Below are 12,343 nucleotides of genomic sequence, written 5' to 3'. Positions count from 1 at the left end.
CGGTACTGTCAAACGCCATGCATCTCAAGAGTCTGACGCTGAAGGGCTTCAAGTCCTTCGCTTCGGCGACGACTCTTCGATTCGAACCGGGAATCACCTGCGTGGTCGGACCCAACGGGTCGGGTAAGTCCAACGTCGTCGACGCGTTGACCTGGGTCATGGGCGAGCAGGGCGCCAAAGCACTACGCGGCGGAAAGATGGAAGACGTCATCTTCGCCGGCACATCCGGGCGCGCACCGCTCGGTCGTGCCGAGGTGACGTTGACCATCGACAATTCCGACGGCGCACTTCCCATCGACTACACCGAGGTCTCCATCACGCGGCGCATGTTCCGCGACGGTGCCGGTGAGTACGAGATCAACGGCAACTCGTGCCGCCTCATGGACGTACAGGAGCTGCTGAGCGACTCGGGTATCGGACGTGAAATGCACGTCATCGTCGGACAGGGTCGTCTGGCGGCGATCCTGGAATCGCGTCCCGAGGACCGACGTGCGTTCATCGAGGAAGCCGCTGGTGTCCTCAAGCATCGAAAGCGCAAGGAAAAGGCCGTACGCAAACTCGATGCCATGCAGGCCAACCTCGCGCGGTTGACGGACCTGACGGCCGAGCTGCGGCGTCAGCTCAAACCGCTCGGCAGACAAGCCGAGGTCGCCCGACGAGCCCAGACCGTGCAAGCCGACCTGCGCGACGCGCGGCTGCGGCTCGCGGCGGACGATCTGGTCGCCCGCCGTGAGGAATTCGCCAACCAGACGCAGGACGAAGCCGCCGCGCGGGAACAGTACGCAGCCGTCCAGGACACCCTGGAAGCAGGCAACGTCGCGCTCGGTGAATTGGAACAGTCGGTAGCGAGACTCACGCCGAGCGCCGAGGCTGCCGGGCAGACCTGGTTTCAGCTGTCTGCGCTGTCCGAGCGCGTCAACGCGACCATCAGGATCGCGAAGGAGCGCGCCCGCCATCTCGACTCGGCTCCGTCAGGAGGCCGCGGTCAGGATCCCGACGAACTCGAGCAACAGGCCGACCGCGTGGCGGAGGAGGAGCTCGAGCTCGTCGAGGCCGTCGAGATCGCTCGTGAAAATCTCGAAGTGGCACGCGATCAACTGGCCGAGCGCGAGTCCGCCGCCGCGGAGGCCGAACGAGCACACATGGCGGCCGTTCGTGCCGTCGCCGACCGTCGTGAGGGGTTCGCGCGGTTGTCGGGCCAGGTCGACACTTTCCGAACGAAGGCGGAATCCATCGACGCCGAAGTCGCCCGGCTCTCCGTCGCGATCGACGAGGCACGCGAACGAGGTGACCGGGCACAGGAAGAATTCGAAAGCGTCCAGGACCAGATCTCCGGTCTCGACGCGAGTGAGCTGAGCCTCGACACGCACTACGAGCGCGCCGTCGCCGCGCTGCGCAGCGCAGACGCTCGTGTCACGGAATTGCAGAACGAGGACCGTGTCGCAGGCAAGAAAGTGGCGTCGTACCAGGCTCGCATCGAAGCTCTGACCATGGGGCTCGAGCGCAAGGACGGCGCGGGCTGGCTCACCTCTCGCGGCCAGGCCGGCGTTGCAGGGCTACTGGCCGAGCGCATCACCGTCGAAGACGGGTTCGACGTGGCCGTCGCCGTGGCGATGGGGCCCGCCGCCGACGCAGTGTTCGCCGACTCGTACGAGGTCGCTCGCGACGCGGTCCGTGCATTGCACGAAGCCGACGGCGGTCGCGCCGTGCTGGTCTTCGAATCGGGTTCGGCCGAGCGCCCGAAGCCGGGGGTCCTGCCCGACGGTGCGCGGTGGGCACTGGACGTGGTCGACTACCCCGAGCCGCTGGCGTCGGCCATGCAGTCGCTGCTCGGGGACGTCGTGATCGTCTCGTCGTTCGACGACGCGCAGTCGGTCATGGGCACCGTGTCCGGTGTCCGCGCCGTGACCACTGCGGGCGATTACATCGACTCCGGCTGGGTGTCGGGCGGATCCGACCGTAGACCGAGCACGCTGGAAGTGCAGGCAGCGATCGACACGTCGACCGTCGAACTCGCCGCAGCGGAACGTCGATCCGCCGAACTGGAAGCAGCGCTGTCGGGTGCACTGGCAGAGCAGTCCGATCGGCGTGAGTCCGCCGAGCAGGCACTGGCGGCGTTGAACGAATCCGACGCGGCGATGTCCGCGGTCTACGAACAACTCGGCCGGTTGGGCCAGCTGGCGAGATCGGCGCACGCGGAGTCCGCGCGGTTGTCCGATCAGCGAGCCAAGGCCGAGAGCGGTCGCGAGGACGCGCTGCAAGCACTCGCCGAGCTCGAGGAACGTCTCCGTCTTGCCGAGGACGAGCAGTCGGAATCGTCCGACGCTCCCGACTCGGAGGACTCCACCTACGCGCGCGAGGCAGCAGCTGCAGCGCTGGCCGAGGTGCGATCGGTCGAGGTGGAGGCACGGCTGAACGTACGCACCGCCGAGGAACGAGCTCAGTCACTACGCGGAAAGGCCGATTCCTTGCGTCGCGCGGCGCGGGCCGAGCGCGAGACTCGGGCCCGTGCGGAACGGGAGATGATCGCTCGACGTCACGCCGCTGCCGTCGCGGAATCGGTTGCCACGGCAGGGGAGCGGGTGGCGACCCGACTCGCCGATGTCGTCTCAGCCGCCGCAGCCCGCCGGGACGAACTGGCCGAACAGCGCGCCAACACCACGGCAGAACTCGAACGCGTCAAAGAACAGGTCCGTGCACTGCAGGGCCAGTTGGCGTCCATCACGGACGCCGTTCACCGTGACGAGGTGGCGCGTGCGCAGGCGGCGCTTCGCATCGAACAGCTGGAGTCGACGATTCTCGAGCAGCACGGAATCGGCCTGGACGATCTGGTCGCCGAGTACGGACCCGATGTCGCGCTCGCGCCGACCGAGCTGGAGATGTCCGAGTACGAAGCCGCGAAGGAACGCGGTGAGCAAGTGGTCGCACCGGCCCCGATGCCGTTCGACCGCCTCACTCAGGAGAAGCGAGCGAAGCGAGCCGAACGTGACCTGGCGACTCTCGGCAAGGTGAACCCCCTCGCACTGGAGGAGTTCGCCGCACTGGAGGAGCGCTACAACTTCCTGTCCACCCAGTTGGAGGACGTGAAGTCGGCTCGGAAGGATCTGCTGGACGTCGTCGCGGACGTCGACGAGCGCATCCTGCAGGTCTTCACCGATGCCTGGCTCGACGTCGAGCGGGAGTTCACGCAGGTCTTTGCAAAGTTGTTTCCGGGAGGCGAGGGACGTTTGATCCTGACCGAGCCCGGAGACATGCTCACGACCGGAATCGAGGTCGAGGCACGTCCGCCTGGCAAGAAGGTCAAGAGGTTGTCGCTGCTCTCGGGTGGCGAGAAGTCCCTGACTGCCGTGGCCATGCTGGTGGCGATCTTCCGCGCCCGACCGTCCCCGTTCTACGTCATGGACGAGGTGGAGGCCGCACTCGACGACACCAACCTTCGGCGCTTGATCGGCTTGTTCGAACAACTGCGGGAGAAGTCTCAGCTGATCGTGATCACCCACCAGAAGCCGACGATGGAGGTGGCCGACGCTCTCTACGGAGTGTCGATGCGGGGCGACGGCATCACGACCGTCATTTCGCAGCGGCTCAACCGCGACCGTGTGGAGACGATCGGCAGCGTGACCGCGCCGGACGAGGAAACAGCGGCCGCGCCCACCTCCTGACGGAGTGGCGCAGCGCACGCCCGCGCACTCGAAGAGCCCGCCGCCCTGACAAGATGGACACGTGAGTAGCCAAGCGTGGATCATCCTCGCGGCCGTTCTGGCCGTCCTTGTCGTCGCACTCGTCACCGGGCTGGTGCTGTCCCGTCGGCGCCGTGTCTCGTTGAAGTCGTCCGACACCCCGACGATCGAGGAGCAGAAAGACCGTTCCGGTGGGTACAGGGCGGGCGGTGGATTCTCCTTCAGCCAGGGCACCGCAACCGCCGAGCCCGAGCCCGTCGTCAGACCCGAGCCCGTCGTCAGACCCGAGCCCGTCGTCAGGCCCGAACCAGTCGTCGAGCCGTCACCCGAGCCACTGCCGACGCCGGAGCCGACTCCCGAGCCTGAGCCGACTCCCGAGCCTGAGCCGACTCCCGAGCCTGAGCCGGCACCGGAGACCCAGCCGACACCGGAGCCTGAGCCGGCACCGGAGACCGAGCCGGCACCGGAGCCCCAGCCGACACCGGAGCCCGAGCCGGCCGGCCGAGTCCTCGACGACATCGCGCCCACCGACGGGCGGCTCGATCGACTTCGCGGCCGGTTGTCACGGTCGCAGTCCGCCGTGGGCAAGAGCCTGTTGGGCCTGCTCGGCGGTGGAGACCTGGACGAGGACTCGTGGGAAGAGGTCGAGGACACGCTGCTGATCGCGGACCTCGGATCGACCACGACGCAGGAAATCATGACGGCACTGCGGCAGCAGATGGCAGCGAGGAGCATCAGAACCGAGGCCGACGCGCGGGCGTTGCTGAAGGAGACTCTGGTGTCTCAGCTGCGCCCCGAGCTCGATCGCTCGATCAAGGCCCTGCCACACGAAGGAACTCCTGCGGTTCTGTTGGTGGTCGGAGTGAACGGCACCGGTAAGACGACCACGACGGGCAAGCTTGCGCGCGTGCTGGTGGCGGACGGTCGTCGAGTTCTGCTCGGCGCGGCGGACACGTTCCGTGCTGCTGCTGCGGACCAATTGCAGACTTGGGCCGAGCGAGTCGGTGCCGACGTCGTGCGGGGCAAGGAAGGCGCTGATCCGGCCGCAGTCGCGTTCGATGCCGTGACCAAGGGTATCGAGCAGGGCGTGGACGTCGTCGTGGTCGACACGGCGGGTCGGTTGCACACCAAGTCCGGGTTGATGGACGAGCTCGGCAAGGTGAAGCGTGTGATCGAGAAGCGCGCGCGGGTCGACGACGTGCTCCTCGTGCTCGACGCCACCGTCGGCCAGAACGGGTTGACCCAGGCCCGGGTGTTCGCAGAAGTGGTGAACATCACCGGCGTCGCGCTCACCAAGCTCGACGGTACGGCGAAGGGCGGCATCGTCTTCCAGGTGCAACGTGAGCTCGGTGTGCCCGTGAAACTCGTCGGTCTCGGCGAGGGTGCGGACGATCTCGCGCCCTTCGAGCCGGAGGCATTCGTCGACGCGTTGCTCGGCTGATTCCGCCCCCTGATTTCGGACCGCGTGAGGGCTCACGCCGTCCGAAATCGGGTGAGCGCGGGATTGCGAAAAATACGAATGGCCTGGACGAAACGTATTGGCAACAGATTTCGCCCATGCGTTCACATGAGCGAAACACCAGAGTGTCATCGATGAAACTTCTTAAAACCACTCTTTGTTCTTGACGGCGCACCGACCGGTAGCGCAGGAGAAATGGAGGGTGTACGTGAGTCCCGAGGATGTATTGGCCAACTCCGGCAACGCCGCTTGGATGCTGATCGCAGCATCACTGGTGCTGCTGATGACGCCGGGCCTGGCGTTCTTCTACGGCGGAATGTCGCAGCAGAAATCCGTCCTGAACATGATGATGATGTCGTTCGGGTCGATGACCGTCGTCGCGATCATCTACTTCCTGTGGGGATGGTCGATGTCGTACGGAACCGAGGACATCGGCGGCCTGTTCGCCAACCCCTTCGAGTTCTTCGGTCTCAAGGATTCCATCACCGACGCCGACGGTAACTTCATCGCCGGAGCGTGGGGATACGCCAACATCATCGATGTTGCATTCCAGGTCACCTTCGCGATCATCACCGTCGCCCTGATCTCCGGCTCCATCGCAGGCCGCGTCAAGTACGGAACGTGGCTCGCATTCGCAGGTATCTGGGTCACCCTCGCGTACTTCCCGCTCGCACACATGGTGTGGGGTGGCGGACTGCTCTCGGGCTCCGAGGACGGGCTCGCCGCGAAGATCTTCGGCACCACCGACGACGGAGAAGGCGGACTGGTCGCCTCGGTCGCGCCGATCGACTTCGCCGGAGGCACGGTCGTTCACATCAACGCCGGCATCGCAGGCCTCGTCCTGGCCCTCATCATCGGCAAGCGCATCGGCTTCGGCAAGATCGCCTTCCGGCCGCACAACCTCCCGTTCGTCATGCTCGGTGCGGCACTCCTGTGGTTCGGTTGGTTCGGCTTCAACGCCGGTTCCGCCTTCGCTGCCGACGGCGCAGCCGGACTCGCCTGGGTCAACACCACTGCCGCCACCGCGGCCGCCATCGCAGGCTGGCTCATCACCGAGCGCATCCGCGACGGACACGCCACCAGCCTCGGTGCCGCGTCGGGCATCGTCGCAGGCCTCGTGGCCATCACCCCCGCCGCGGGAGCACTCACGCCTGTCGGCTCGATGATCCTCGGCGTCATCGCAGGTGTCCTCTCCGCACTTGCTGTCGGCCTGAAGTTCAAGTTCGGTTACGACGACTCGCTCGACGTCGTCGGCGTGCACCTCGTCGCCGGCCTCTGGGGCACCATCGCGATCGGCTTCCTCGGTTCCGAGACCGGCCTGTTCTACGGTGGTGACTACAAGCAGCTCGTCGTGCAGATCGTGATCGCGCTGTTCGCACTCATCTTCACCGCCATCGTCACCGCGGTCATCGCCTTTGCTCTCAAGCCGCTCGGGTGGCGTGTGTCCGACGAGGAAGAAGCCAACGGAATCGACGAGGCAGAACACGCCGAGACCGCGTACGACTTCGCCTGACAAGGTAGAGATAAGAGCGAGAACTCTCGCTCCGCATGCAACCGGGCACATCAAGAGCTTGTGAAGGGAAGCAGAACAATGAAGCTGATCACGGCAATCGTCAAACCGTTCACGCTGGAGGACGTCAAGACGGGCCTCGAACAGGCCGGCGTGCTTGGCATGACGGTCAGTGAAGTTCAGGGATACGGGCGCCAGAAGGGCCACACCGAGGTCTACCGCGGCGCCGAGTACTCCGTGGACTTCGTTCCGAAGGTGCGCGTCGAGGTCGTCGTCGACGACGCGGCGGTCGAGAAGGTCGTCGAGGTCATCGTCGAAGCCGCTCGCACCGGCAAGATCGGCGACGGCAAGGTATGGGTCTCGCCGGTCGACTCGGTCATCCGAGTGCGTACCGGAGAACGTGGCGCCGATGCGCTCTGACCCACACGGGTCTCGGACAGGCGGCCTCGATTCCTCGGCTCACGCCGGGGGATCGGGGCCGTCGGTCTCGAAGGGCTCCACACCGAAGGGCTCGGCGTCGAACGACAGGTCCGGCGCGGCCGCCGACCTCGCGCGCGCCAGGAAACAGCTGCTCGACGGCGGGGCACGCAACCGTCGACTCGACGCGCCCTCGCTGCGGCAAGCCCTCGTCGATCTACACGAGTTCTGGCTCACCACCAAGGGATCCGAGCTGGGAATCAAACCCGATTCGGGATTCGCGATCGTGGCTGTCGGTGGCCTCGCGCGGCGCGAACTGCTTCCGTACTCCGATCTCGACCTGATTCTGCTGCACGACGACATGAGCCCCGAGATCGTCGCCGAGGTCGCCGACAAACTCTGGTATCCGTTGTGGGACGCGCACATCAAGCTCGACCACAGCGTGCGGACGGTGCCGCAGGCACTGCAGGTCGCCGCGACGGACATGACCGCGGCGCTCGGGATGCTCGAAGCTCGTCACATCGCCGGTGACGTGGAACTGAGCAATTTGCTGATCGGCGGGGTACGTAGGGAGTGGCGTACCGGAATACGGTCGCGCTTCGACGAACTCATCACCCAGACCTCCTCGCGGTGGTCCAGAAGCGGTGAAATCGCCCACCGCGCCGAACCTGATCTCAAGAGTGGCCGGGGCGGGCTCCGCGACGTCCAGCTCCTCGACGCCCTCGCCATCGCGCAACTGACCGACGGTATGCCCGGTCTCGGCCCGTCGTCTCCCGGCGGCGGACTGGCCTTCGCGCACGGTCGACTTCTCGATGTCCGCACCGAACTTCACCGTGTCGCCGGTCGAGCGCGCGATCAACTGCGGGCACAGGACGCCGACGAGATCGGTGCCGCGTTGCGTATCGGCGATCGATTCGATCTCGCGCGCGTTCTCAGCGACTCGGCCCGAACCATCAGCTATTCCGTGGACGTGGGTTTGCGTACTGCGGGGAACTCCCTTCCACGACGCGGGCTCTCGCGGCTGCGCCGCGCACCGGTCCGTCGCCCGCTGGACGAGGGAGTCGTCGAGCATGCAAGTGAAGTGGTGCTCGCGCGCGATGCACGTCCGGGGAAGGATCCCGGACTGATCACGCGAGTGGCCGCCGCGTCGGCGCAGACGGGGATGCCGATGTCGGCGTCGACGCTCAATCGATTGTCCGACAGCGCACCCGAACTGCGCGAGCCGTGGCCGAAGGAAGCGTTCAACGACTTGCTCGTTCTGCTCGGTTCCGGACGTCGCGCCATTGCCGCGATCGAGGCGCTTGACCGAACAGGGTTGTGGGGTCGGTTGATTCCCGAATGGGGTGCGGTGCGGGATCTTCCGCCCCGCGACGCCGTGCACACCTGGACGGTGGATCGGCACCTCGTCGAGACCGCCGCGTACGCAAGTGCTCTGACGACACGGGTGGCTCGCCCGGATCTTCTGGTGCTCGGCGCTTTGATCCACGACATCGGAAAGGGACGCGGGGGAGACCACAGTGTGGTCGGCGCGGAACTCGCCACGCAGATCGGAAACAGGCTGGGGCTGTGGCCGTCGGACGTCGCATTGCTCAGTGCAATGGTTCGCTATCACCTTCTCCTTCCGGAGACCGCGACCCGCCGCGACCTCGACGACCCGGCGACGGTGGAGACCGTCGTGAACACTCTCGGTGCGGACACGGTTCTGCTGGAACTGCTGCATGCACTCGCCGAAGCCGATTCCCTCGCGACCGGGCCCGGAGTATGGGGTGACTGGAAGGCGTCGTTGATCCGGGAACTCGTGCGCCGATGCCGCATGGTGATGGCGGGCGAAAGCCTGCCGACGCCCGACCCGCTCGATCCCGCGCACATCGCTCTGGCGGAGAAGGGCGGCGTACACGTCGATCTGCAGCCGACCGACGGTATGCACACCTATGTCGTGACCGTCGTCGCTCCGGACACACCGGGTCTGCTGTCCGACGCTGCCGGTGTGCTCGCGCTGCACTCGTTGCGCGTGCTGTCGGCGTCGCTGGGCAGTCACGACGGTTCGGCGGTCAATTCGTTCGCCGTCGCGCCGCTGTTCGGGACGCCGCCTCAAGCTGGGCTGCTGCGTCAGGAGATCATTCGTGCCCAGGCGGGTGAACTGGACCTGATCGCGTTGCTCGATGCCAAGGAACGGGACGCTCAGCCGATTCCGCTGGACGATCGGGCCGGGGAGTCGACCGAGCCGGAGGACGACTCGGCAGTTCCTGTCGTGTACGCGCAAGCGCCTCCGCGGGTGCTGTGGTTCGACGGGTCGGACTCGGGGCAGGTGGTGCTCGAGCTCAGAGCCGAGGACAGGCTCGGGCTGCTGTGCCGTCTTGCGACTGCGTTGGAGAAGCTGGGCGCGGACGTGAGATGGGCGCGGGTGGCCACGCTCGGTACGTCCGTCGTCGATGCGTTCTGCATCGATCTGTCGGGAACCGACACGCGGGCGACGAGGGAGGACATCGAGCGAGCGCTGCTCGCGGTGGTCCCCGCTCCGGAACCACCGAAACCTCCGGAAAAGCCGGAAGGAACCTGACCCGGCGTACCGATCGACGCGCCGTTCCGACTGCGCTTGTGAGTTTTCATAAAGATTCGGTTACGGTGTCTGCGGGCGAGATCGTTTTGTTACGTTTCTCGCCACAGGAACAACTTGTGAACGAGAGCGCAATGCATGCGAAACAGCCCTGCTCGGGGCGTTTTTCCATGCCTCGCCGACGACTGATGAGGTACTGACTGTGGGAGCCCACCGGCGGTCGAACATTTATGTTCCGACCACGACAGATTCGACGACACCACGCGGGCGTCACAGAGCTCAGGACGATTCGAAGGATTCGGGAATCAAGACGGCGACCATCGTCGCCGCAACAGGTGCGATCGTCGCCGGTGCGGCGCAACTGGGAACCGGGACCGCCACGGCGGCTCCGGCTCCGCTGCCCGACGCCCCCGCGGCGAGTCAAGCCTTCGGGATTCCGCAGAATCTGCTTCCGGCGGGCTTCGAGTTGCCCGCCGGAGTTCAATTGCCGGAGAACCTGATTCCGGAGGGCTTCCAGTTGCCGCCGGGTGTCGAGATCCCGGACACCTCTGATCTGCCCGCACTGGGTCTTCCCGATGTCGGTGCCGCGGCGCAGGATCTGCTGCAGGGGCTTGCACCTCTCAAGGACAAAGCAGTGCAGCCGGTGTCCGGAGTGTTGACCTCCACGTTCGGTCAGCGCTGGGGTACGCACCACGGCGGGATCGACATCGCTGCCCCGATCGGCACGCCGGTACTCGCAGCCGCCGACGGAGTGGTGACGGCCGCGGGACCTGCGTCCGGTTTCGGTCTGTGGGTCAAAGTGCTGCACGCCGACGGGACCGAGACGGTCTACGGCCACGTGGACACCTACGAGGTCGCCGAAGGGCAGCAGGTCGCCGCAGGTCAGCAGATCGCGACGGTCGGAAATCGCGGCCAGTCCACCGGCCCGCACCTTCACTTCGAGGTGCACGACGCGTCCGGGATCAAGACCGATCCGTCCGTCTGGCTGGCCACGCGGGGAGTGTCCGTGACGTGGAACGACACCGCGCGCAACGCTTGACCGAGCACGCGCTGTCCACGCCTCAGCGCCGCGGGCGCTAGGCTGGGTGCGACGTACGTGGCGGGGCGGCAGGCTCGACCCGCTGTCGGCTAATACTCGCTATCGGCTCAGGAGTGCAATCGGTGTTCGAATCCCTTTCCGACAGGTTGACCGGAACCCTCAAGGACCTGCGGGGCAAGGGGCGGCTCTCCGGTGCCGACATCGACGCCACGGCCCGTGAGATCCGGCTCGCGTTGCTCGAGGCCGACGTGGCTCTGCCCGTCGTCCGCGAGTTCATCACCCGCATCAAGACGCGCGCCAAGGGCGCGGAGGTCTCGGGTGCTCTCAACCCCGCGCAGCAGGTCGTCAAGATCGTCAACGAGGAACTCGTCGGGATCCTCGGAGGCGAGACCCGCCGCCTGCAGTTCGCGAAGACCCCGCCGACGGTGATCATGCTCGCCGGTCTTCAGGGATCGGGTAAGACCACGCTGGCGGGCAAGCTGGCCAGGTGGCTGAAGGACCAGGGGCACACACCCTTGCTCGTCGCGTGTGACCTCCAGCGCCCGGGCGCGGTCAGCCAGCTGCAGATCGTCGGTGAACGGGCAGGCGCAACGGTGTTCGCGCCCCACCCGGGAACGTCCATCGGCGGCGGGGAGAACGCGTTAGGCATTTCGGCAGCCGATCCCGTCGAGGTCGCACGCGCAGGCGTCGCCGAGGCTCGCGCCAAACAATTCGACATCGTCATCGTCGACACCGCAGGCCGCCTCGGTATCGACACCGAACTGATGAACCAGGCCGCGGGTATTCGCGACGCGGTTCAGCCGGACGAAACACTGTTCGTCCTCGACGCGATGGTCGGCCAGGACGCGGTCAGCACCGCGCAGGCCTTCCGGGACGGCGTCGGATTCACCGGTGTCGTACTGACCAAGCTCGACGGCGACGCACGCGGCGGCGCGGCACTGAGCGTCCGCGAGGTGACCGGCGAGCCCATCATGTTCGCGTCGACCGGTGAGAAGCTCGAGGACTTCGACGTCTTCCACCCCGACCGCATGGCCAGCCGCATCCTCGGTATGGGTGACGTACTCAGCCTGATCGAGCAGGCCGAGCAGCATTTCGACGCCGAGCAGGCCGAGGCCACGGCCAACAAGATCGGCTCCGGCCAGCTCACGCTCGACGACTTCCTCGAACAGATGATGGCCGTTCGCAAGATGGGCCCCATCGGCAATCTCCTGGGCATGCTGCCCGGCGCCGGCCAGATGAAAGAACTGGCCAACGTCGACGAGAAGCAGTTGGATCGAGTGCAGGCGATCATTCGCGGCATGACGCCGCAGGAGCGCACCGACCCCAAGATCATCAACGCGTCACGTCGTCTGCGTATCGCCAACGGCTCGGGCGTGAAGGTCTCCGACGTCAACCAACTCGTCGATCGTTTCTTCGAAGCTCGAAAGATGATGTCCGCCATGGCAGGCCGGATGGGCATGCCGGGCGCGCGCAAGCAGGTCAGGAACAAGAAGGGCAAGAAAGGCAAGAAGGGCGGTCGGGGGCCGACTCAGCCCAAGATCCGCGGCGGCTTCCCGGGCATGCCCGGAGGTATGCCTGCGGGCATGCCGGACCTGTCGTCCATGCCCAAAGGGCTCGACCAGCTTCCTCCGGGACTCGAAGGCATCGACCTGTCACAGCTGAAGCTGCCGAAGAAGTAGAT

General features: G+C 66.1%; 7 protein-coding genes. All 7 read left to right on the top strand.

Features of this window, described 5'->3' with window-relative positions; genetic code table 11:
• Positions 1-17 precede the first annotated feature (17 nt).
• The 7 genes from smc to ffh all read left to right on the top strand — a co-directional run bounded on the left by smc (position 18) and on the right by ffh (position 12,341).
• Complete coding sequence (gene smc, locus BH95_RS07110) at positions 18-3,662, top strand: chromosome segregation protein SMC (RefSeq protein WP_037181479.1); 3,645 nt, start codon at positions 18-20, stop codon at positions 3,660-3,662.
• A 61-nt stretch (positions 3,663-3,723) separates the two neighbouring features.
• The gene (gene ftsY, locus BH95_RS07105) at positions 3,724-5,121 is read left to right on the top strand and encodes a signal recognition particle-docking protein FtsY (RefSeq protein WP_037181477.1); all 1,398 of its coding nucleotides are present in this window, start codon (positions 3,724-3,726) and stop codon (positions 5,119-5,121) included.
• Between the two features lie 271 nt (positions 5,122-5,392).
• A complete protein-coding gene (locus tag BH95_RS07100; RefSeq protein WP_170947592.1) occupies positions 5,393-6,652 on the top strand; it encodes an ammonium transporter in 1,260 nt (419 codons plus the stop codon).
• Positions 6,653-6,730: 78 nt separating this feature from the next.
• Positions 6,731-7,069: a P-II family nitrogen regulator gene (locus BH95_RS07095; RefSeq protein WP_019664269.1), complete on the top strand. Its 339-nt coding sequence runs from the start codon at positions 6,731-6,733 to the stop codon at positions 7,067-7,069.
• Positions 7,059-9,626: a [protein-PII] uridylyltransferase gene (locus BH95_RS07090; protein ID WP_037181915.1), complete on the top strand. Its 2,568-nt coding sequence runs from the start codon at positions 7,059-7,061 to the stop codon at positions 9,624-9,626. The genes BH95_RS07095 and BH95_RS07090 overlap by 11 nt, the downstream gene beginning before the upstream one ends.
• A 199-nt stretch (positions 9,627-9,825) precedes the next feature.
• The gene (locus tag BH95_RS07085) at positions 9,826-10,662 is read left to right on the top strand and encodes a M23 family metallopeptidase (RefSeq protein WP_020110317.1); all 837 of its coding nucleotides are present in this window, start codon (positions 9,826-9,828) and stop codon (positions 10,660-10,662) included.
• 122 nt (positions 10,663-10,784) lie between these two features.
• A complete protein-coding gene (ffh, locus tag BH95_RS07080) occupies positions 10,785-12,341 on the top strand; it encodes a signal recognition particle protein (RefSeq protein WP_037111571.1) in 1,557 nt (518 codons plus the stop codon).
• Positions 12,342-12,343 lie beyond the last annotated feature (2 nt).

The sequence above is a fragment of the Rhodococcoides fascians A44A genome (genome assembly GCF_000760735.1).
GTDB lineage: Bacteria > Actinomycetota > Actinomycetes > Mycobacteriales > Mycobacteriaceae > Rhodococcoides > Rhodococcoides fascians_E.
The sequence above is the reverse complement of the archived record's forward strand: the minus strand, read 5'-3'. Positions and strand labels throughout refer to the sequence as shown.

Coding starts and splice junctions, on each gene's coding strand:
- smc (WP_037181479.1), top strand. CDS start 18: ATGCATCTCAAGAGTCTGACGCTGAAGGGCTTCAAGTCCTTCGCTTCG.
- BH95_RS07090 (WP_037181915.1), top strand. CDS start 7,059: ATGCGCTCTGACCCACACGGGTCTCGGACAGGCGGCCTCGATTCCTCG.
- BH95_RS07100 (WP_170947592.1), top strand. CDS start 5,393: ATGCTGATCGCAGCATCACTGGTGCTGCTGATGACGCCGGGCCTGGCG.
- BH95_RS07095 (WP_019664269.1), top strand. CDS start 6,731: ATGAAGCTGATCACGGCAATCGTCAAACCGTTCACGCTGGAGGACGTC.